At 40.6% G+C, this 23393-nt stretch carries 19 protein-coding genes; 6 read left to right on the forward strand and 13 right to left on the reverse strand.

The features are described 5' to 3' along the window. Positions 1-119 precede the first annotated feature (119 nt). Complete coding sequence (locus Q0590_RS07080) at positions 120-1358, forward strand: M16 family metallopeptidase (RefSeq protein WP_302036813.1); 1239 nt, start codon at positions 120-122, stop codon at positions 1356-1358. 189 nt (positions 1359-1547) lie between these two features. Here the strand turns inward: Q0590_RS07080 and Q0590_RS07085 are convergent, their stop codons facing one another. Then, positions 1548-1967 (reverse strand): hypothetical protein, encoded by a 420-nt coding sequence (locus Q0590_RS07085; protein ID WP_302036814.1) that lies wholly within the window; start codon positions 1965-1967, stop codon positions 1548-1550. A gap of 11 nt (positions 1968-1978) precedes the next feature. Continuing rightward, the gene (locus tag Q0590_RS07090; RefSeq protein ID WP_302036815.1) at positions 1979-3403 is read right to left on the reverse strand and encodes a GMC oxidoreductase; all 1425 of its coding nucleotides are present in this window, start codon (positions 3401-3403) and stop codon (positions 1979-1981) included. Positions 3404-3730: 327 nt separating this feature from the next. Here Q0590_RS07090 and Q0590_RS07095 point away from each other — a divergent pair, with 327 nt between their 5' ends. Continuing rightward, a complete protein-coding gene (locus tag Q0590_RS07095; RefSeq protein WP_302036816.1) occupies positions 3731-5071 on the forward strand; it encodes an HTTM domain-containing protein in 1341 nt (446 codons plus the stop codon). A gap of 125 nt (positions 5072-5196) precedes the next feature. Here Q0590_RS07095 and serS read toward each other — a convergent pair whose 3' ends face one another. The 6 genes from serS to Q0590_RS07125 form a co-directional block, all read right to left on the reverse strand. Further along, complete coding sequence (gene serS / locus Q0590_RS07100; protein WP_302036817.1) at positions 5197-6471, reverse strand: serine--tRNA ligase; 1275 nt, start codon at positions 6469-6471, stop codon at positions 5197-5199. Between the two features lie 97 nt (positions 6472-6568). Next, positions 6569-7882, reverse strand: coding sequence for an aspartate kinase (locus tag Q0590_RS07105; RefSeq protein WP_302036818.1), 1314 nt, complete (start codon positions 7880-7882; stop codon positions 6569-6571). Between the two features lie 47 nt (positions 7883-7929). Then, positions 7930-8406 (reverse strand): 6,7-dimethyl-8-ribityllumazine synthase, encoded by a 477-nt coding sequence (gene ribH / locus Q0590_RS07110; protein WP_302036819.1) that lies wholly within the window; start codon positions 8404-8406, stop codon positions 7930-7932. Positions 8407-8509: 103 nt separating this feature from the next. Further along, positions 8510-9226 (reverse strand): tetratricopeptide repeat protein, encoded by a 717-nt coding sequence (locus tag Q0590_RS07115; protein WP_302036820.1) that lies wholly within the window; start codon positions 9224-9226, stop codon positions 8510-8512. A 103-nt stretch (positions 9227-9329) separates the two neighbouring features. After that, a complete protein-coding gene (locus Q0590_RS07120) occupies positions 9330-11462 on the reverse strand; it encodes a bi-domain-containing oxidoreductase (protein ID WP_302036821.1) in 2133 nt (710 codons plus the stop codon). A gap of 34 nt (positions 11463-11496) precedes the next feature. After that, entirely contained in the window at positions 11497-12786 is a 1290-nt protein-coding gene (locus Q0590_RS07125; protein WP_302036822.1) for a hypothetical protein, read from the reverse strand. An 82-nt stretch (positions 12787-12868) separates the two neighbouring features. On the opposite strand from Q0590_RS07125, the gene Q0590_RS07130 reads away from it, so the two are divergent. Next, positions 12869-13822 (forward strand): glycosyltransferase family 2 protein, encoded by a 954-nt coding sequence (locus Q0590_RS07130; protein ID WP_302036823.1) that lies wholly within the window; start codon positions 12869-12871, stop codon positions 13820-13822. 4 nt (positions 13823-13826) lie between these two features. Here the strand turns inward: Q0590_RS07130 and Q0590_RS07135 are convergent, their stop codons facing one another. Together Q0590_RS07135 and Q0590_RS07140 are read right to left on the reverse strand one after the other, a co-directional pair. Further along, entirely contained in the window at positions 13827-14579 is a 753-nt protein-coding gene (locus tag Q0590_RS07135; protein ID WP_302036824.1) for a class I SAM-dependent methyltransferase, read from the reverse strand. A gap of 128 nt (positions 14580-14707) precedes the next feature. Next, positions 14708-15274 (reverse strand): hypothetical protein, encoded by a 567-nt coding sequence (locus tag Q0590_RS07140; RefSeq protein ID WP_302036825.1) that lies wholly within the window; start codon positions 15272-15274, stop codon positions 14708-14710. Between the two features lie 432 nt (positions 15275-15706). On the opposite strand from Q0590_RS07140, the gene Q0590_RS07145 reads away from it, so the two are divergent. The 3 genes from Q0590_RS07145 to Q0590_RS07155 are packed head-to-tail and all read left to right on the forward strand — an operon-like array spanning position 15707 to position 18910. Next, entirely contained in the window at positions 15707-17479 is a 1773-nt protein-coding gene (locus Q0590_RS07145) for an alpha-amylase family glycosyl hydrolase (protein ID WP_302036826.1), read from the forward strand. Positions 17480-17485: 6 nt separating this feature from the next. Continuing rightward, positions 17486-18319: an ion transporter gene (locus Q0590_RS07150; RefSeq protein ID WP_302036827.1), complete on the forward strand. Its 834-nt coding sequence runs from the start codon at positions 17486-17488 to the stop codon at positions 18317-18319. Between the two features lie 24 nt (positions 18320-18343). Then, positions 18344-18910, forward strand: a complete 567-nt coding sequence (locus Q0590_RS07155) for an acyl-CoA thioesterase (RefSeq protein ID WP_302036828.1) — start codon at positions 18344-18346, stop codon at positions 18908-18910. Positions 18911-18981: 71 nt separating this feature from the next. Here the strand turns inward: Q0590_RS07155 and Q0590_RS07160 are convergent, their stop codons facing one another. The 3 genes from Q0590_RS07160 to Q0590_RS07170 form a co-directional block, all read right to left on the reverse strand. Then, complete coding sequence (locus Q0590_RS07160; RefSeq protein ID WP_302036829.1) at positions 18982-19233, reverse strand: hypothetical protein; 252 nt, start codon at positions 19231-19233, stop codon at positions 18982-18984. Between the two features lie 196 nt (positions 19234-19429). Next, positions 19430-20980 carry a hypothetical protein gene (locus Q0590_RS07165; protein ID WP_366970338.1) on the reverse strand — a complete coding sequence of 517 codons (1551 nt, stop codon included), beginning with the start codon at positions 20978-20980 and terminating at the stop codon, positions 19430-19432. Between the two features lie 17 nt (positions 20981-20997). Beyond that, a complete protein-coding gene (locus Q0590_RS07170) occupies positions 20998-23229 on the reverse strand; it encodes a SulP family inorganic anion transporter (RefSeq protein WP_366970339.1) in 2232 nt (743 codons plus the stop codon). Between the last annotated feature and the right edge of the window lie 164 nt (positions 23230-23393).

The following is a 23393-nucleotide window of genomic DNA, read 5'->3' on the forward strand; positions in this document are numbered from 1 at the left end:
TGCTGTTTAGTCAATATAGCCTTTGGTACGTTTTTTCCAGCACATGCCCGTAAACAGACCATACAGAAGGGCCGGCGGGATATTATCTTACTTTTATCAGTAATGCATTTTAATAGTCTATGATACACTACCAGCAATTTACCCTAGATAATGGTTTACAGGTCTATGTTCATGAAGACCATACTACGCCTATTGCCGCTGTTAATATTTTATATAACGTCGGTTCACGCGATGAAGACGAGAACAAGACCGGCTTTGCCCACCTGTTCGAGCATCTGATGTTTGGAGGTTCCAGGAATATTTCAGTATACGATGAACCTTTACAGCGCGTAGGCGGAGAAAATAATGCCTTTACTTCGCCGGATATTACAAATTACTATATAACCCTACCAGCCGTAAACCTGGAAACCGCTTTCTGGTTGGAATCTGACCGGATGCTTAGCCTGTCTTTCGATCCGCAGGTGCTGGAAGTGCAGCGGAAAGTGGTAATTGAAGAGTTTAAGCAACGGTACTTGAATCAGCCCTATGGTGATGTGTGGCTAAAATTGCGTCCGTTGGCTTTTCAGCAGCACCCTTACCGCTGGGCCACTATCGGCAAAGATATTAGCCATATTGAAAGTGCTACACTTGACGATGTAAAAGAATTTTTCTTCAAATATTATATTCCCAATAATGCCATTATGGTAGTGGCAGGCCCGGTAAAACTAGAAGAAGTAAAAAAACTCGCAGAAAAATGGTTTGGACCTATTCCTGCAGGTAAACCCTATATCCGCCGGTTACCCGCAGAGCCCATACAAGAGCATGCCCGGTACATGGAATTAGAAGCCAGCGTACCCCTGGATGCCATCTACAAAGTATTTCATATTCCAGGCAAGAGCTCTGAAAAATATTATACAGGCGACTTACTAAGTGATATTCTGGGCCGGGGTAAATCGTCCCGCCTATATGATAAATTAGTAAAAGAGACAAAGCTTTTTAATTCTATTAATGGGTATGTGTCAGGCTCAGTAGATCCGGGTTTACTGGTTATACAAGGGCATTTGAATCAGGGAGTAAGTATTGAGAGAGGAGAAGAGGAAATAAATGCGATTCTTGCCGAAATAAGGGAGCAACGGGTGCCAGAGCTGGAGCTGGAAAAAGTAAAAAACCAGGCCGAATCTACTATTGTGTTTTCTGAGGTAGAATTACTAAACCGGGCTATGAACCTGGCGTTTTATGCAAACCTGGGAAAACCAGAGCAAGTGAACCAGGAATCGGAATATATTCAGGCAGTAAGCCCGGAAAGTTTACAAGCAATGGCCAGAGAAGTGTTACGCAAAGAAAATTCGTCTACCATTTATTACCGGGCTAAACAATAACCGAAATCTGGTAAGCGGACGTATCGCAGTTAAGAATACTAAGCTACCTGTACGCTTGAGGAGATAATACATAGACCGGCTTATTATGTATTCAGGACTTGACGTTCTAGGAAGATAGTTCTATGCACCAGTGTTTGTATAACAGGATTTACATACTTTAAATTATCTACGCTTGCTCATAGCTGCTAATCAGGTGTGCGCTTCCGGATAGAATTGCGCAGAAAACGGATTGGCACAGGGAGAGTTGTAGGGATTATAATAACCTATATAATTGATCTTCCGGCTTTCGTCCATATTCTTCAGAAAGAAATCTGTGGATAGTAAATATTTTTCTATTAATGCACTCACAATGCTAGACTTTTCTGAGTTAACGCCTAACAGGCGGTACATTTTAAGCTTCAACTCTATACGTGGCACATTACCTTCATACTGTAGATAATCTGCCGCGTATTGCTCTATTCCTTGTTTATCTAAATTCAGATAACTTAATTCCTTTTGTATAATTCCAGTTATAGCCGACTTTGTGGATACAGCCCCAAACCCAATAGCTGGAATGGCTATTGCGGTAGCGCCTATTGCTGTTAAACCAAGAAATTTTCTCCGTTGCATTTTTTGTTTTATTAAAATGAATTATAGGCCGCGTACAGAGACAATGCACTTAACGTTAAGGTAGGGTTAGAAGGAGTATACGTAGTAAAGCTACTGCTACCCAAAACAAATAAATTCCTGTACTGGTGATGGATCATGTGTTTATCTACTACTCCTTCTGACGCAGTTTTGCTCATACGGGTAGTACCAATAATATGGGATTCTGTTTCAAAAGGCTCCTCAAATTCTATTTTTTCCACTGGCAAACAAGAGAAAAGCTGAGGGATCATTTTTTTCATCCGTTCAATCCCTTTCAGGGTATAGGCTGATGTTCCCTTGTGGTATACTTGAGGCCTTGTACGGTCATCAGAAATGGCTACATAGTTCTGTTCATCCGGCAGTTCTTCAAATATCATCCGGAACTTTGCCATATCTCTCCACTTACCTTTTTCCAAGCGTATAAAAGGATTATTGCTGGTTTCTATTAAACAAGCGGCTGCTTCTGTCCGGTGAGGGCCATCATATAGCATATATCCATTAGCATTCACCAGCGTACTCCCTCCTAGTGTTGCCAGATCTTTGAGATAAACTGTTGTTTCCATTCCTACCTGCTCTCCTAAACCTCTGCCCGTAAAAGGGTTAGTATCTCCGGAACTGAGTAATATATGGGCATTAAATAAGGCGTTTGCTCCTAAAGCTATTACGTCACCAGTAACTTGTTTTTCTTTACCCTCTTTAATAAATGTTAATTTTTCTACGCTATTTTGCTTAAATGATAAGTGAAGCACCTGTGCCCCATATAGGAGCTCTACCCGTGGATCTTCATATACAGGTATATTAGAGTTTTCAATAGTAAACTTGGCATTTACCGGGCATAGTCTGCAAATAACACTGCCACAGCACTGTCCTCTGCCATTCACAGCCCTGCTTGCTCTGGCAGTTGGCTGACTAATGTACAAATTGCCATATTCCTTCTGCAAAATACGGTCAACGGCAGTAAAGGTGTGAGCGGGTAACGGATAGGGTTGTTTTTTAGGAAAAGGTGTATCATCTGGACCTGATATAGCCATAAGCTCCTCAGCTTCCGTATAGTAAGGGTCCAACTCCTGATAGGTTACAGGCCAGTCATTGGCTACCCCATACAGCGTTTTCATCTGGAAATCGGCAGGTAAAAACCTGGGGGTACAACCCGACCAGCAGTTTGAACTTCCACCAAAAGCAGGCTGGAACACCCAGCGCTTCTCAGGCGTGTTGTTAATAAAGGTATCTGTGTAATTTACATTCAACTTTGCGAAAGGCGTATCCTCTCCTCTGCCTTTTTTTACCCGTTCTACATGGGGATACAGATGCCCTCTTTCCAGCACAAGTACTTTGGCAGAAGCAGGAGCTTTACTTAAATAAGCTTTCAGAAAAAAGGTGGAAGCAAAGCCAGTGCCTACTACTACTAGATCGTACATACATTTTTATTAACTAAATTACTACTTTTATCCTATATAGCCAAAATCAACTAATACAGAATAGCCCATACTTTCATAAAAGTACACAAGTTCCTTTAAATTATGTAATAATGCTACAGAAAGTTTACGGAAATTAGGAATTCATATAAAAAAAATATATATTTTTGAGGTAGTATTTGCGAACATTTTTTGGTCTGAACATCCATGCTTACACAAACATCATTAAATCCTAGACGAGAGTTAGCTACAGAGGGATTGTATAGACAGGGACAGTCAGTTGCATTTAAGATTTTTTGCTGCCTGTGGGCTGTTGCCACCCTTTTCCATATGGCGCATTCAGATTTGTTCACCGATCGTTTTCACTATGTTTTGCTATCACTGGCAGCCGTATATGTTATTTTTAAGCCATCCATAGGTAGGTTGGTGTTGCTAATTACGATGCAACTAGTGGATATTGTGTATACGATGCCTGCCACCAGTAACCATTGGCTTTTTACAGCTTTCGTAAACCTCACGATTGTTCAGGCGCTTATCTATTTAATTATTAAAAACAGACGTTTCCAAATAAGAGAAGATGAGTTTTTTGAGACCTTTGCTCCGGTTATACGCATAGAAGTAATTATCCTGTATTTTTATGCGGTCTTTCATAAATTAAATTCTGGCTTTTTTACGCCGGAATCCAGTTGCGCCACCGATCTGTTGAAAGCGCAGCATCTGGATCTGATCTTTCCGCTATCGCCTGAAATGTTTGCGGCCAATGCCTATTTTACTTTAGTGGTCGAAGCAACTATCCCTCTCTTTTTATGCTTCAAAAGAACCAGAAACTGGGGTATTCTGCTAGGCTTAATTTTTCATTGGGTTCTTGGATATAGCTCTCATAATGCTTTTTATGACTTCTCATCCATGATTTTTGCCACCTATTTTCTTTTTGCCAGCTATCCGCTCAGTTCCTATCTAACCAATTTATACAGTAGAATCAGGCATAGAGTGTCTAAGGTACTTTCTCCGGGAAATGTATTTGGAAATTTGGCCCAGCTTATTAGTTTTTGGCTGGTAGGAATGGCTATCATTTTTATTATAACCAAAGTATTAGCCAAGGCCGAGTTGTTCTACTTACATATTTTCTGGACAGGGTATAGTTTGGTGTGTATTGGCCTTGTTGTAGTTTTTATGATTTCACATCGTAGAAAAGAACAAATAGTAGTAGCGTCTCCTTCCTTTGCTGTGCCTCATCCTTTGTTTTATGTATTGCCAGTAATGGTATTTCTTAATGGATTAAGCCCCTATATTGGCCTGAAAACAGAAAATTCGTTTGCTATGTTTTCCAACCTGCGGACGGAAGGCAATATTTCTAATCATTATATTATCCCGGCAAGCTTTCAGATTTTTGATTTTCAAAAAGATATGGTAGAAATACTTTCTTCCTCAGACCGCTACTTGCAGGCTAATGCCGATAGTGGTAAGCTGATGGTTTATTTTGATTTCAAGAACTATGTGGCGCATGTTAAGCCACAAAAGATAGAATATATCAGAAATGGGCAACGGCACACTTTTTTACTGAAAGAAGCGTCTCCCAACCATGCCTTACTAACAAAAAATATTGTTCTGGAGAAATTGCTGCGCTTCAGAAGAGTGAGCAAAGATGGCGCACAACCCTGCCTTCATTAAGAAGAAAATTCCGCCTGTTTGCTTTGTTGCGTTAGCATAGGAAATACCTTATTATTTTTACCAGTAACGTGTACGACAAATGCTACTACCGCAGATGTGGCGTACACATTACTGGTTATACCCGCTTATCCTATTCTATCAAACCCAGTATAAGGCTGTAATACCTGAGGAATAGCAATTCCATTTTCTGACTGATTATTTTCCAGGATAGCTGCTAAAATACGTGGCAAGGCTAACGCGCTGCCGTTTAAGGTATGAAGCAGCTGCGTACGTTTGTTTTCGTCGCGGTAACGTAGCTTCAAACGGTTGGCCTGGTAAGTTTCAAAATTACTCACAGAGCTAACTTCCAGCCAACGCTTCTGAGCAGCAGAGTAAACTTCCATATCATAGGTAAGAGCTGAGGTAAAGCCCATGTCGCCGCCACATAAGTGCAGTACCCGGTAAGGTAACTCCAGCTTCTGTAATAAGCTTTGAATATGCCGGCTCATTTCCTCTAATGTCTCATACGATTTATCAGGACGCTGAATCTGCACAATTTCTACCTTATCAAACTGGTGCAGGCGGTTAAGGCCACGTACATGTGCTCCCCATGAACCGGCTTCTCTGCGGAAACAAGGGGTATAGCCAACGTTTTTTATAGGCAAATCTGCCTCAGGCAAAATTACATCCCGGTAAATATTTGTAATGGGTACCTCTGCTGTTGGAATCAGGAAGAAATCTTCTTCAGGAATATGATACATCTGCCCGTCTTTATCTGGCAACTGACCTGTACCAAAGCCAGAATCTCGGTTGATTACGATGGGTGGCTGTATTTCCATGTAACCAGCTTTAGTAGCTTCATCCAGGAAGAAATTAACTAAGGCGCGTTGTATGCGGGCACCTTTGCCTTTGTACACCGGAAAACCTGCCCCGGTAATTTTTACACCTAGTTCAAAATCTATAATATCATATTTCTTAATCAGCTCCCAATGGGGCAAAGCTGTTTCGGGTAACTCGGGAACAGCCCCATGTTGATGAATGATTTCGTTATCTTCGGCACTTTTTCCTTCTGGCACACTACTATGTGGCAGATTGGGTAGGGTAACTAATAATTCATTCAGTTCTTTTTCCACACGTTCCAGGGTTTCTGCCAGATCTTTGGAAGAAGCTTTTAAACGGGAGGTTTCCGCTTTATTTTGTTCAGCTTCTTCTTTCTTGCCGGCTTTCATTAATGCACCAATTTCTTTGGCCAGTGCATTAGATTGGGCAAGGGTAGTATCGAGCTGTACCTGTGTTTCGCGACGTTTACGGTCCAGCAAAATAAGTTGCTCAACAGCTTCTCCGGCTTTGGCAAAACGCTTTTTCTGTAAGCCAGCGATTACCGCTTCTTTATTTTCTCTGATGTAGGTGAGTTGCAGCATAGTAAGTCAATTTGAAAATCCGGAAATTTGAAAATATAGAAGTTACCGTATAACTCAAGCTAGGCATTTTCAAATTTCCGGATTCAGCATTTTTAAATTAAAACAGACCTTCATTTAAGGCATTGAGTGCTTCATTTTTATGGCGGGTATCAATAAGAATAGATACATTGTAGTTGCTGCCGCCGTACGAAATCATCCGCACTGGTATGTGTTCGATAGAGTCAAAAACTTTAGCCACTACCCCTTGCTTCTGAGAGCCAAAGCTACCTACAATGCATATAATCGTCTGGTTTTTATCTACTTCTACGTTTCCAAACACGCTGATTTCATCTATGATGCTATCCAGGTGAGTGGGATTATCAATAGTTAATGAAACAGCTACTTCAGATGTAGTAATCATGTCTACAGGTGTTTTATATTTCTCAAACACCTCGAATAATTTCCTTAAAAACCCATACGCCAGTAACATGCGGCTGGAACGGATTTTAATGGCAATAATTCCATCTTTTGCAGCTACTGCTTTTATATCTTTCTCAATGGTATGGTGGGCGATCAGTGTACCTTGTGCTTCCGGCTGCATAGTATTTAACAAACGTACCGGAATGTTGTACAATTTAGCCGGACGGATGGTAAACGGATGCAGAATTTTTGCCCCGAAATAAGCCAGTTCTGCGGCTTCATCAAATGTGAGCTCAGCAATCGGAAATGTTTTTTTTACAATTCTGGGATCGTTGTTATGCATCCCATCAATATCGGTCCAGATTTGTACTTCTTCAGCCCGAATAGCAGCCCCCACTAAAGAAGCTGTATAATCACTGCCTCCGCGTTTCAGGTTATCTACTTCATTTAACGGATTGCGGCAAATATACCCTTGCGTAATAAACAACACTGTATCCGGATGTTGTTCAATAGCTTTTCTCAGGTGCTCTTCGGCATATGGAATTACCGGTTCTTCATCGGCATCAATCCGCATAAAGTCTAATGCAGGAAGCAAGGCTGAACTTATGTTCTTTTCCTGTAAATAAGCAAAAAATAACTGCGTTGAAATTAACTCTCCTTCGGCTACTAACTCCTTGCTTTCCTTTACAGTATATGGCTTCTCTGCTAAAGAACGGATAAAATCGAAGTGTTTGGAGACAACGGATTCGCCCTCTGCAAGGCCTTGAGGTGTAGCATAAAGCCCCTTAATAAAAACTTTATAGCTTTCATGTAGTTTATTGATGGCTTCGAATGCTGCTTCGTGTGCGCTACGTGCAATAAGGTCTCCGATCTCAATCAGACTGTTGGTTGTGCCCGATACAGCAGACAACACTACCAGCTTTCTTTCTCCGTCTTTTGTGATCAGGCGGGCTACTTCGTGCATACGTTCGGGTTTTCCGACAGAGGTTCCTCCAAACTTCAAAACTTTCATTGATTTATCTTCTTTAAGCGTGAAAAAATAGGTGTATACTGTATTGTTTAAAATCCTAACATTTTAATAGCTGTAATGGCTGCTTCATCTCCTTTGTTGCCATGTTTACCCCCGGCTCTATCTAAGGCCTGCTCCTGATTATTGGGCGTGAGTACTCCAAAAATTACTGGCTTATTGTATTTCATGCCAACGTCCGTTAAGCCATGGGCTACGGCATTGCATATAAAATCGAAATGCCGGGTTTCGCCCTGAATTACGCAACCCAGGCAGATAACAGCGTCAATGGTATTATTCTGAGCCATCCACTGGGCACCTAAAGTAAGTTCAAAGCTACCTGGTACGTTTTTCCGGATTATATTCTCTTCTTTGGCTCCTTCTTTCAGCAAAGTTTGGTATGCACCATTAAATAGAGCTTCTGTAACCTCAGCATTCCATTCGGCTACTACAATGGCAAATTTCTTGGTGGATACATCTACCATGTTGGTTTGAGAATAGTCGCTGAGATTTTTTAAGGAGGTGGCCATGTGTAAAAATTGTGGGATGAATGAACAAATTTCGTTTTCAGACAAACAAAAAAGGATAAAGCTAGGGCTCTATCCTTTGTATGGTTTAGCAAGTAGGCATAATTTATTTACCTGTACCTGCTAAACCCTCAAGTTTTGACTTATATTTTTTTGCGTTCGTAATTTCAGCCGCATTCGGATACTCATTAATAATTTTATTATAGGTATCTATAGCTGCACTTGTATTTTTATTTAACTCCTGGGCAAGTGCTAGTTGCATCAGGTATTGAGGGGTAAAGAAAGAATTAGGCTTATAATTAGCTGCTTTTTCGTAGTAAGTAATAGCTTCGCCGAGCTGATTTTTTTCCATGTAGGCATCTCCTACCAAAGCGTAAGCCCGGGCCTGTACGAGCAGGTCAGAAGATTTAAAATCTTTCAGGTAATTAATGGCATTGTCAAATTTGCCTTGCTTCAAATACGCTACACCAGCATAAAACTGGGCCAGGTTACCGGCATCAGTCATGCCATATTCATCGGCAATGGTTTCTAACCCATCGTTAATGCCATCGCCTTTTAAGGCTTTATTCAATGAGTCGGCTTCAAAATGATATACAGCAGGAAACATATAGGTCTGGGCTTCCTGATTCTTCGTCTGCTTGTAATAGTTGTACCCAAACCAACCGGCTACCAATACTACCAAAGCAATTACTACACCTAATAAAATATTCCTGTTTCTCTGGAGTCTTTGAACAATTTCACTGTCATTTGAAATATCGGCAGTCATAGTGTCGGGCTTCTCCATCAACTTAGAACCTGATGCCGCTGTATTCTTTTTAGCCATTTTACTTAATTTAGAACCGCAAATTTAGGATAAAATTTCTTTTACATCAAAGAAATAGAGAACAATAGATGACTAAAATGTTACATATTCCTTAAAGCACACCTTACTCTACTTCAATACGTTGCCCGGAAGTAAATGCCTGTATAGCGGCAAATGTAGCTTTAGTTGAGTTTATGATCTGAGAGAAGGGAATAATAGGTTCTCCGCCTTTTTGTATGAAACTATAGTAGGCTTCAAACTGCTGTGCATGGCCTTTATTCTGCTTGCCGCTCATAGAAGAGAATCCTTTAAATCCATACCCTTCCAGCTTACGGAAGTTATCCAATATTAGCACACGCCCCATGGAGTATATTTCAATCCGCTCTTTAGAATAAGCTTTATGCCCGTTGGAGAAGTAATTTATAACACATTGCGATCCATTCTTACATCTTACAATCACCGAAACATTATCGGAATTCTGTGTAGGGTGGTTACCTAAGGCGGATGCCACTACCTGTGTTATTTCACTGCCTGCCAGGTAAGCAGCCAGGTCTATGAAATGACAAGCCTCGCCAATAATCCGGCCTCCGCCTACAGCCATATTCTGTGTCCAGTGCGTCGGTACAATAAAACCTGCATTTACGGTAATTACCAGGTTTAAGGGTTCTGGCGATGTACCCAGCAATGATTTCGCTTTTTGAATAAAGGGAGAGAATCTGCGGTTGAAGCCTACAGTAACGGAGGTATCGGGCTGCTGCACATACACCTCTATCACCTGTTGCAATTCTTCTGGCGTAAGCACCAGAGGTTTTTCTACAAACACATGCTTTCCAGCTTGTAAGGCCTGCACAGTCATAGAGGCATGCAGATTATGTTGAGTGGTAATAATTACGCTAGTGACAGTTTTGTCCTGTAATACATCTTCGTACTGCGTGCTGCTTAACGGGATATGATACTTCTTGGCCAGATGTGTTCCGCTTACCCCAGCAGCACTCACAATGTATTTTATATCAGCTCCTATTTTACTCAGCACAGGCAGCATCGTCATCTTCGTGAAGTTGCCTGCTCCGACAATAGCCAGTACTGCCTTTCCTGGTTTAGAGAAGCTACCTGCCTTTCCATTAACTGCTACAGATGTACGCAGGTCTACTGCTTCTTTGTATGTCAAGATGGAAGCAATGGAGTTATTGCCTCCCATATTGCTGTAAATTCTCTGATACTCTCCTAGGGGTATTTCTTCAGTAATCAGCCGCTTTACGTCCAGTTTACCAGTAGCAATGGCCTGAAGTATGGTCTGGAAATTCCGGTTTTCCGTCCAGCGCACAAAAGGTAGGGGATAATCGATGCCCCGTTTTTCATACTCATCATCATACCGGCCGGGGCCATACGAGCAGGAAACCTGAAAGGCAAGTTCTTTCTCATAAAAATCTGCCCGTTTAATATCTAAACCGATGACTCCTACCAGTACAATTCTTCCCCGTTTACGGCTCATTTGTGCTGCCTGCGAAATCAGATCATTGCTTTGCGTGGATGCTGTAATAATGACGGCATCGGCACCAATGCCTCCGGTGAGTTCCATTACCGTTTTCACCGGATCAGTCCCTTGAGATAAATTATACGCCTGTATGCCTTTTTCTTGGGCTAATGTTACTTTTTGTGCATCAAAATCAAATCCGATAACTGTACAGCCATTTGCCAGTAATAACTCAGCTGTAATCAATCCAATAAGCCCCAGCCCAGATACTACCACTGTCTCTCCTAAGGTTGGGTTCGTTAAGCGAATGCCTTGCAGGCCAATGGCGCCTATTACTGTAAAACTGGCTTCTTCATAGGAGACTGTATCTGGTATACGGGCCACCAGATTTCTGGGCACACACACAATTTCCGCATGCGGGCCATTGGAAGCTACCCGGTCGCCAGGTTTAAAGTCAAATACGCCTTCGCCCACTTCCAGTACTTCACCGGCATTGCAATAGCCCAAGGGCAGTGGTTCGCCAAGTTTCGTAAATACTGCTTCTAAGGTAGGAACAAGTCCATCCGCTTTTATTTTATCCAACACCATTTTCACTTTGTCTGGCTGCTGGCGTGCTTTTTCCAGTAGATTGGATTTGCCAAATTCTACCAGCATTTTTTCTGTACCCAGCGATACCAGTGACCGGTGTGTCTTAATGAGTACATACCCTTTCCGTACTTGTGGCCGGGGTACTTCTTCCAATATAGTTTCGCCAGTTTTAAACGACTGGATGATTTGTTTCATTCTGAGATGGTTGATAGTATCTACAAAGATAGAGTTATGCAGAAGGAAGCATGGGATATATTTTAGAATTTTGAATCCAGCTGTTTAATTTTCTGATTATGTCAAAATCATTTAGCAACTGAATAAATGCGCATATTATTAGTATATACCCACCAAACATATATGCTTGTATCGGAGGATAATATGGGGTAAAGGTAAGAGAATTAAAGGCAATGGCCATAATCCAAAGAAAATGCTTCTTCAAGAAAAGAAGTATAAAAAATATAAAGCCTGCCAGCGAACTTAGATAATTAACCCAAAGCGGATAGTCTACGAAATAACCTAAAGAAAAGGATTGAAAAAAGTTTAGTACAGCATTTTTGATAAGCAAAATTGGATGGCTCTTCAAAACTTGAAAATACTCATTTTTTAGAAATGTAAAGTATTCATTTCTTATTGATAAATCAGTATATACATTTCCTCCCGGAATGGTATAAGTAATGTTTTTAGCTGTTTTACGATTAAAGAAATTATAAGCTTCATTGTCCGATAATGTAGTAATATAATCATTTGGATAGGCTCCAATACCTACAAAAACAGTATGCCAATAGGTAGGTGCATTATCAAGTTTACGAGCAGTGAAAATGTTTATTAGGACTAAAAATAAAATTAATCCAATAATGCTCTTCCAAGGACTTTCAAAGAAAAAATACAATACAAAAAACAAAACAGGGATTAAAATAATGGTAGGTCTGGTTAGCTGGATTAGGGCTAATAAAGAGGCAACTAACCAAATGTAGTTTTTATACTTGAAACTTTTGTTCCAAAGATAAGGCACTATACTAGCCGTAGCCACTACCTGCCAAAAATAATAATAAGGGAACGTTACAAAGTATATAATTAACGGATTAAAAACATATAACATTATAAAAAGCAATCGGCTTATTGGAGTTCTGAGAAAACCTAGTATCCAGATACTAGTTAAGCAATGTACAGCTATCTGAAACCATTCTAAAGCAGAAACATCTCCCAACCAAAAAAAGATGCTGGTTGCAATACTGATAATATACACTAAGCCTATATGATTATAATTATATAGAACTGCTTTTGAGGCATTCACCTTAAAACGGTAATTTTCCTTTAAAGATGTATTCAGTAGTTTATATGTGTACACCTCCTGTTCCAGAAAAAGCCACTTATTAGGTAATTGATAATTAGCTGCTCCAGAAAAATAAGGTACTAGATACACAGGCGATTGCTGATTCTTATTATCTAGAATAACACAAAATAATATAATAAATAATGTAAGAGACGCTGAAAAAAAGAACCTGTTGTTAAAACGCATTAAGATTTTTGAACAAAATTACAATTTATGTTTCATATTCATATATTAAGAGGCTAATTATTAACTTGCATGAAATTTTCAAATGGAGACAAAGGACATGGTTTCGATAGATATGACAGTTGTATTGCCTATTTATAATGAAGAGGCAAATATTAATACCTTATATGATAGGCTTACTATTATTCTTAAAAAAATGCAGTTAACATATGAATTATTATTTGTTAATGATGGAAGCACAGACCAGTCTTTGAAAATTATTAAGTCTTTGGCAATGCATGACACACAAGTAAAATATTTAGATTTTAGCCGGAATTTCGGGCATCAAATTGCTGTAACAGCTGGATTGAACACTGCTAAGGGTAAAACAGTAACTATCATTGATGCTGACCTGCAAGATCCTCCCGAGCTAATACCAAACATGTACGAAAAAATAATGGAAGGCTGGAATGTAGTATATGCCAGACGAAGAAACAGGAAAGGGGAAGGCATCTTAAAAAAGATTACTGCTAAATTATTTTACCGCCTACTCACCAAAGTAACGTCTGTTCCAATCCCTTTGGATACAGGAGACTTTAGAATAATTGATAAAAAGATAATACAAGTGCTCAAAAATATGCCTGAGCAGAGCAAATTTTTGCGTGGGCAAATTTCCTGGATAGGCTTTAAACAAACATTTGTGGAGTATGACCGAGATCCCAGATATGGCGGTAAGACAGGGTATACATATCGCAAAATGATCCGGTTTGCTTTGGATGGAATTACAGCGTTTTCAAATATACCATTAAAGATAGCTTCCTTAGCGGGTTTTATAGTTTCTGGTATATCTTTTCTATTAATACTTTATTCATTGTATGGCAGATTTATTCTGAAAAATTATGCCCCAGGGTGGGCTTCTATCATGATAAGCGTTCTATTCTTAGGGGGTATTCAACTTATTTGCTTGGGTATAATTGGAGAGTATATAAGCCGGATGAATATAAATATCCGTAACAGACCTTTATATATTGTTAATGAGTCGAATATAGAATATAGCTAACTCTTTATTTTCCTCGATAAGCAATGGCAAAAACGCTTACACCAAAAGGAGATTTATAGTATGTTAAATACTTATTTTCTAACTTAATATACTGTACTAACAGCTGATTTAAGAGGTGAGGCATTTTTACTAGTTGACCTTTTCCTTCAGTTGTTTTACCATCTACAGATCCAAAAATTTTCTGAAAAAGTCTAAATAAATAGGTTGGTACAAAAAGTGCAATATTCCAGTAACTGGATCGGCGAATCACAAATCCGGCAGCTTTAAGGTCATCAATTAATTTTTTTTCAGTATAGCGTTGGAAGTGATGATTGATAACATCATGTTGACTCCATAAAAAATTAAAAGCTGGTACAAATACAATAACCTGCCCTCCCGGCTTTAATAGGGTGTACCAATTTTTAAGAGCAGTTTTTGTATCCTTTATATGTTCTAATACATCAGATGCAATAATTACATCAAAAGATTGAGGAGCAAAATCAGGATTCGTACCATCCATTACAAATACATTATTTAGTCCTCTGGACTTAGCCAAACTTATACCTTTTTCACTTATATCCATTCCATATACTTGACTATACCCATTTGCAATCAGTTCTTTCATTAAAGGACCGCCAGAGCAACCTATCTCTAATATAGTTTTATCCTTACCAAGTTTAAGCTCTCTAAAGAGATGGTATACTATATCCCTTCTAGCTACGAACCACCAATTATCTTCCTCTAACTGGTGGTACTGCTTTTCATAAATTACATCCATAAAGAGTTAATTCTAAATTTTATTTTGATGGATACCTAGCATTTTCTACAGGCAGAAATACCGGGTGCAAATAATATAAAGCGAAGATAGGTGATTAAAAATGCACATTGCGGAAAAAATGGCTTCACCTACCGCGGGTTAACCACAATGGGATCAGTTAGGATGATATTGCTCTCATGAAGCTCTTTGTCCACAATTTGAATCTCAAACCTTAATGTATCGTTGGGCAGGGAACTGGATAATGGAAACAATAAGCTATACTCCAGCTCACCTTCAATAGGGCCAGGTTTGCCATCCGGCTTTAGGGGAGGAAAGGCACCAGAAAAGGGAACTCCTGCATTGGCATCTACAAACTCGCCTTTTACCTTCCGGAATACTCTGGCAAAGTAATTATAATAATAGCGGTTAGGTGTGCCATCTGCATTGTTCTGCTGAAACTTAGGATTGCTCTGCCTGTCTTCTGAGGTTAATCCCAGGTCTCCGTCCCCATCTTCAAAATGTAATACCACTATTACGGAATCTACCCGGTTACCTAACCTGGAATCTATTATATTGTAAAACACTTTGCTTGGCCTGGGTTCAATTTTGGGAACAACACCAAAATCAGGCCCTGTTATAAGTTCGCAGCCGACCGTAAGGGCGGCCATAGCAAGCAGGAGAAGAATAAAATATGTAGTTACCGGACGTTTAAACATATAGCAATATGCGCATTATAAATTTATAACTGATTAGCCTGTCTGCTGGTTTCATATTTCAAACGAAAATATACAACCAGCAAGTATAGAACAGTAAGTACTTATGTGGCTGAAAATGAAATACCAGCTACAAAAGTAAAGCAATATAGGTAAAGTACATGCATCAGGTGCTTTCTTTATCCAAAGACCCACCAAATGTTTACTAAGTTGCTAGGTCTACTCAAATAAAATACAAAATGTATAGGTTGCCCGGGTAGCCTTCCGGCGATGCGTAAAAATATATTTTTGCATGTATCAGACAAGCGGCTAATACGGTATATTTGTTACCAATTGATCATACTCTACAGAATGAACAAAGTTTTTCTATGCATAGGTATAGTTTTCTATCTATGCCTAAGCTCCTGTCAGACAACCACTCAAACTGAACGCACCATGCAAATCGATAATGCGGACGAAAATTTACTGCAAGAAAATGTAGAAGATCATAAGCTGATTGTTTATCAACTATTCACCCGCCTTTTTGGCAATACCAATACTACCAATAAAGTATATGGAACTTTAGCGGAAAATGGAGTAGGCAGGTTCCAGGATATTTCTCCCAAAGCTTTAGAGGAATTGAAGAAAATGGGTGTTACGCATGTGTGGTATACCGGCGTAATAGAGCATGCCACCATGACAGACTATACAAAATATAACATAGCCTTAGATGATGCAGATGTGATTAAAGGACGGGCAGGCTCTCCGTATGCTATTAAAGATTATTACGATATAAATCCCGACTTGGCAAACGATGTACCTAACCGGATGAAAGAGTTTGAAGAACTTGTGCAACGTACTCACGCTACAGGCCTGAAAGTAATTATAGATTTTGTGCCTAACCATGTAGCCCGTTCTTACCGCTCGGATGCCAAACCATCAGGGGTGAGAGATTTGGGTGAGACCGATGATACGTCCAAGTCGTTTGTTGCCAGTAATAACTTTTATTATTTGCCCGGAACTTCATTTGTTGTGCCACATGATTACAAACCTTTGGGTGATTTGCCCCATCCAACCAAAGATGGCAAATTTGATGAAACACCTGCCAAGGTTACCGGCAACGACCAGTTCACCCATGCACCGGGAATTAATGAGTGGTTCGAGACTGTAAAACTCAACTATGGGGTGGATATACAAAATAACCGCACGCCACATTTTGAACCCATACCCGATACCTGGGAAAAAATGCGGGAAATACTACAATTCTGGGCACGAAAAGGGGTAGATGGCTTCCGCTGCGATATGGCTGAAATGGTACCGGTAGAATTCTGGAACTGGGTAATTCCAAAAGTAAAAGAGGTAAACAAAGACATTATCTTTATTGCTGAAATATATAATCCATCTCAATACCGGAATTATCTGGAACAGGGCAAATTCTCGTACCTGTACGATAAAGTAGGGTTATACGACTCGCTGAAAGCAGTTATGCAAAACCGGGCCGGGGCTAATGAACTGCCGGCAAACTGGAAGCAACTCCAAGGCATTAATAAGTATATGCTCCGTTTCCTTGAAAACCACGATGAGCAACGTATTGCTTCAGAAGGTTTTGCCGGCGATGCACGCAAAGGGATGCCGGCAATGGTTGTGAGTGCTACACTTAACTCTGGCCCGGTAATGGTATATTTCGGACAGGAGGTAGGTGAACCAGGCAAAGGCACCGAAGGTTTCGGCGGGGAAGATGGCAGAACCACTATATTTGATTATTGGGGGGTACCCGAACATCAGAAATGGATAAATGGCGGCAAGTTTGATGGGGCCTTGCTGAGCAATGAACAAAAAAAATTGCGGGCATTTTACAGTAATCTGCTCAACATCTGTACAAACCACGAAGCCATCCGCAAGGGGAGATTGTATGATCTACAAGGAGCAAATCTGCAAAATAGCCAGTATGATGCAGCTAAGGTTTATGCGTATTTACGCTTTACTGAAAATCAACGGGTATTGATAGTAGTAAACTTTGATGCAGAAAATTCCAAAGAAATCAATCTGCGTATACCGGCTAATGCATTGGCGGCTATGAATATATCTCCGGAAAAGGCCTATCGACTCACAGAACTGCTGCAAAATAAGCAAACAATATCTAGCAACGCCAGCGAGATGGGAGATTCTGGTATACGGCTGACGCTAGACCCTTTAGGAGCATATATATTCGACTTGCAGGAGAACTAGGTTATTATGGGTATAAGAAGGCAACTATATGAAATACTAAAAATATCCGACAAGAAGGGTAGCCTTAGCTGGCAGTTTGATGTATTTCTGATAACTGTTATTCTACTGAATGTGCTGGTAACTATTATAGAAACCGTAGAAGATATTTACAAACAATACCGGCTTTTTATTGATCTATTCAACTGGTTTTCGGTCATATTCTTCACTATTGAGTATCTGCTGCGTGTCTGGACAATTGTAGAGGTTCCCCGGTACCGGCACCCGGTACTTGGCCGGCTGAAATTTATGCTAAGCCCGCTAGCCATTATCGATCTGATGGCTTTCCTGCCTTTTTATCTGCCATTTTTAGGGTTCGATCTGCGGTTTGTGCGGTTACTGCGTATTTTCAGGCTTTTCAGAGTTTTCCGTGTTGCCAAATATATTAAAGCCATTGATGCTATCCGGCATGTAATCCGTCATAAAAAAGAAGAATTACTGGTTAGCCTGGTGTTTGTGTGTTTCCTGTTAATTATTTCCTCATGCATTATTTACTACGTAGAACACGATGCCCAGCCAGATGCTTTTTCCAGTATTCCGGCCACTATGTGGTGGAGTATTGCTACCTTAACTACGGTTGGCTATGGCGACGTGTATCCGATAACTCCATTGGGCCGCTTTCTGGGTTCCATAATAGCTGTGCTGGGAGTTGGTTTGTTTGCTATACCCACTGGTATTCTGGCTTCGGGGTTTTCGGAGGAAATCAGCAAGAAAAAAAGTAAATCCACTGTATGCCCGACCTGTGGGCAACCAGTAAAGGAACATACGTTAAAAACACCGGAGGCCAATAACTCCTCGAATTAATTAAGCTATATTATTTTAAAAGCTATGCAGCAAAAACCCTGTAAACCTGTAAGTACGTCGGTAACTACACTCACAGAACTAATGATTCCTTCGTATGCCAACTTTGGTGGCAAAATCCATGGAGGTATTTTGCTTTCGCTGATGGATAAAGTAGCATACGCTTGTGCATCCAAGCATGCAGGCCGGTATTGTGTAACGGTTTCTGTAGATACGGTAGACTTCCGCTTGCCAGTAGAAGTAGGCGACCTGGTATCGTTGCAGGCTTCTGTAAATTATGTAGGCAGAACTTCTTTAGTGGTAGGCATCCGGGTTACGGCAGAAAATGTAACCACCGGAGAAATAAAACATACCAACACCTCGTATTTCACCATGGTAGCCAAGCACGAGGACGGAAGCCTGGCCGAAGTTCCCTGCCTGCTTCTGGAAAGCCGGGAAGATGTCCGCCGGTTTCTGGAATCTATTAAACGCAAAGAACTAAAAAATACCTACAAGCAAGAGCTGAACAATGCCAAAACCAGTTTGCATATTGAAGAAGAACTCTATAAGCTGGAAGGAGAACGCTGCCAGATCACCGGGAACAATCTTACGTAATGTAATACAGGGGCCTGTTTTGCTAGCTGTGAATAAGAAGCCAGCTGCCGCCGGTTTGGTTTGCCGTATTATCAGGCAGAGAGTAAGGCTAAATCAATATGATCGGCATGCTGTTGCAAGCGCTGTATGTTTTTAAAAGCTACTACTTCGCTAATGCAATCGGAGGAGTAATTGGAATACAGTTCTACAAAAAAATCGCCTACTGCGTAGAGTTTTACTATCCCTTTATCACCGGAATAGTCTAACAGAAATGTACCATTCTGCTGGAGGTATTGGTTTTTTTCACTCAAGGGAAGCAGCAAAAAACGGAAATAAGTAATCATAAAAAAATAGATAAATAAGAAATATCCCCAAAGACAAGCTAAGCTGAGATACAAAAATCTTTAGAGCTAGTTAAAAGGACATTAAATTAAAATTAAAAACAGATTAAAAAGGAAGCAGATTCACCCGCGCAATCCTCCAGATCAAGCGAATTTTGAACATACCTGAGTTAAAGAATTTGTGCTTTCTGAGTTAGCGTTAAATAAAGAGCTGATATTGCAGCACCACGCATCCTCTGCGGGTTGTTTGTATAATATTACCTGCCGGAGCCGCTTCATAAACCGGACGGTTCTGGTAATCCAGGGTTAATTTGCTGGTATGGCCTTTCAGGAGCCAGTTAATGCCCAGGTTATATACAGCCATTGGGTCGGCTAAGCGTTTGTAATTTGCATACATCAGGGAGGCATACGGAAGCAAGGTGCCATTGCCTTCGCCAAGTAAATTTTTTGGCAATAAGTACCCTACCTGGCTATACAAAACATTACCGGTTCCAAACATAGGAAAAGCATTGCCATAGGTATTGCTAATCCCTGACAAAGGTGAAGTGGTGCCATTGGCCGGGTTCATAATGCCATTATACCGCAGATAGCCTTGCCCAAAATCGTAAGTAAAGTAACCGGCATAGGCGGAAATTGCAGTACCCTTGTTTTTATTCACGGGCATATCCAGAAAGGCAGCTACCGACCATAAATTCAGGTTAGTATATACAGTATCTTGCGTTTCGGAGCTATGCCACATGGCTTTTGCCTGGGTTATAAAGCCTCCTTCCAGATTCAATACCCGTTTGCTGCCCAGGTAAGTGCCAGTCATGTAAGGCGTTGTATGCGGCTCTTTATCCCATAGTTGGTAGGTAAAAAAGCCCTGATATTGTTTATGATGGCTTTTCTGGGAGAAAGTAGAGTTGGTAGAAAGAGCCGGAGCTGTTTGTCCATTGGTAGTAATAGGGAATGGATCGCTTACGACTAGGCGGTAGTCAATTTTTCCTATTTGCCCCCGGGCATACACACTGAGTTTTCTGGAGAACTCATCGGTCTGGTCTACGGTAGCCTGGGCAAAAACCGGCACATCCATCGTAAGAATCGTACCAATACTTGGCTGACTAAACCTGGAAAGTCCATTGGCGATGGTTAGTCCGCCACCCAGTTTTAAATAGTTTTTTCCTTTAACTACCGCATACTCTGTTAAGGCATCGTGGAAGAAAACCTGCATTTTGCGGTTGCCTGCATTCTGCGATAAGAAATTAAAGTTATTCTGCCCAAACTGGAAGTAAATAAATGCCCTATCGGTAAGTTGACCGTACAACTGAATTCTGGTGCGGCGCAACCCAACATCGAACGTATGAGCAGCAGGTTCTCCCAGAACCGTAGTGCCCGGATTACTCTGATCAAACCGCAGCCAGGTCTGGTTTAGAAACGTAACCTTAAAATAATGAGAGCCGCTTTCATTTAAATTATACTTTAGTTCAGTTTTGTCCGGCACTGGTTTGGGCGTTCGTACGGAACTACTATCGGCCTGTACCTGGGCTTTGGTAGGTAGTATCCATATACTTTGTAACAGCCAGATGATGAATAGAGTATTTTTCATGGATTTGTGTGTAGTACTACCATTAGCATGACTGGTGGCATAGGCTGCCTGCATTTCAAAAATTGAACACAGCCTTTCTTCATCCCAAGAAAATTTCCTGAGAATACCCAGACCAGTTAATAGCTTATAAGTAGATGGATAAAAAGAAGGCAGTTGCTTTGTCACAACTGCCTTTGATGGGGTTAATTTTGAGGAGATAATTTTAATAAGCTTTCGACCAACTGTTCACTGAAAGTGAGCATGTCTTTGTATGTTTTACCATCTGCCAGCTTCTGGTTTCTGTGCACGAGCAGGGTGTTATCTTTGCTTTCTACATAATAATGCAGATTAGACTCTAGCAGGCCGATCAGTTGACTAGTAAACAATGACCGTACCCGGGCAGTATCTTTTCCTTTTAGCAGGTAATGAGCAGAGAATCTAGGGTAGTCCATAAAATCAATATCATTATATCCGCTTAATCCTTTCAGAGAATCAATAATGTCTTCTTTTTCAAGAACAAAATCTGGGAGCGGCACTGGTAATTTTGAAATCAAGATTACAGTAGCATGAATATCAGTTTCGCTTAGTTGTAGAAGTCTGGAACCTTTTACATCGGTAATTTCTATTTTTACACCCTCTATTACTTTCGTTAAAGTATTCTCGCGGTAGCGGAGTTTTGCCCCTGCGAAAAGTGGAAACTGCCGGAAAATGGCCACCGATAAATTTAACGTAGATTCAAAAGCCGCTTGTGTATGTAAGGCCGTGTTTTCAATTTGTTTTTGCCTTTCAGTTAATATCACACCAGTAGATTGCGCTTTGGACACTCTTCTGGCGGCCATCGGATGAGCCGATACAGGTTTGTGTTTTTCCATACCCCGGATCTCTACTTTGCCGCCTGTCAGCTGGTAATCATGCTCGAAGTGATGCAGGTTTTCCATAAAGGTATGGTCAATCATGCGGGTGCCTGCAAAATTAAGCACAATGTGTTTTCCCTGGGGAAGGCTGTCCAGGTGTTTTTTAAAGCCTAAATAATTAGAAAATATAGCTGCGTTCTCTACAATCAGTTCTATAGAGTCTTTTCCAAGATCCTTTATTTGTACAGTGGCCTTAAATAAATACTTAAGCGGAGCACCGGAAATAATATGGATAATAAACTTAGTAATAATCCCTGCAGCAATACCCACTAATAAGTCGGTGGCTAACGTAACAACTATGGTTACTACGAATATGACTAGTTGCTCTCGTCCGATTTTAAACGTAGAAGTAAAATGTTTAGGAGAAGCAAGCCTATACCCTGTGAATACAAGCATAGCCGCTAAAGCAGCCAAGGGAATCTGGTGGATCAGGAATGGAGCAAAGGCAACAAATACAAGCAGGAAACCGCCATGAAAAAAATTCGCCCACCGGGTTTTGGCTCCATTATTTACGTTTGCTGACGAACGAACCACCTCAGAGATCATTGGAAGGCCACCAATCAGGCCGGCTACGGTATTGCCTATTCCCACAGCTACCAGGTCTTTATTGTAGTTAGACTTTCTCTTAAATGGATCTAGCCCATCAATAGCTTTAACGGTAAGCAACGATTCAATACTGCCGACCAAGGCAAACATAAGAATGTATTTAAACGATTCAAATGTAAAAATCTGGGAGAAATCCGGAAAAGTAATACCATCAGCAATGTTAGCCGGTAATGTTACCAGGAACTTTGGACCCAGCGTATATTCGTGTCCGTCTAAAAACAGGTATTTATGTTCATGCTCCAGATCAAAAAGGTGCCCGAGGGGAATAGCTATTAAAATAACCAGCATTGGGGCAGGTATCATCTTAATATACTTATTCTTTACCAGAGGCAAGGTAATAAGTATAGCTAAACTTACCAGACCTATAATAGCTATTTCCGGATTCATAGAGGCAATAGTATGCGGAATCTCTGCCAGCAATTCTAGAGGCTCTTTAGCTTCAGGCTTCACACCAAACAGCGTATGTATCTGTTTAGAAATAATAATAATACCAATAGCAGCCAGCATCCCATGTACTGCGGACGCTGGAAAAAAGTCGTTGAGTTTACCGGCTTTAATTAAACCAAATACAATCTGAATAAGGCTGGCTACTACAATTACCGCCAGTGTAAGTTTATAGCCTGCCATCGCATCTCCTTTGCCTAAGGCTTCTACTGAACCTACTGCAATGGCTATTAAGCCTGCTGCCGGTCCTTTAATGGTTAACCTGGAGCCGCAAATAGGTCCTACAATAAGTCCCCCGATGATGGCTGTAAAAATACCTCCTATGGGAGGGAAACCGCTTGCCAGAGCTATGCCTAAGCAAAGAGGTAAAGCTATCAGAAACACGAGGAAGCCGGAAAGCATATCATCTTTCCAGTTTTGTTTAAGCCCATCTAGTCCGTCAGCAGGAATTTGCATTGTATTGTTTTTCATACTATTCAATTGAAATGGTATTGAGTCAATAATTTGGATAGCCAAAATTGAGTGAAGGGAATTAAAAGGGTATTAAACCAGTATTAAAAACCAATTAAAACCTGCTCTATTCTTTTTAATGGCTTTTTAATCTGGGTTTAATCTAAGTTTAATTGTGTGGAAGC

The sequence above is a fragment of the Rhodocytophaga aerolata genome (genome assembly GCF_030503435.1).
Lineage (GTDB): Bacteria > Bacteroidota > Bacteroidia > Cytophagales > 172606-1 > Rhodocytophaga > Rhodocytophaga aerolata.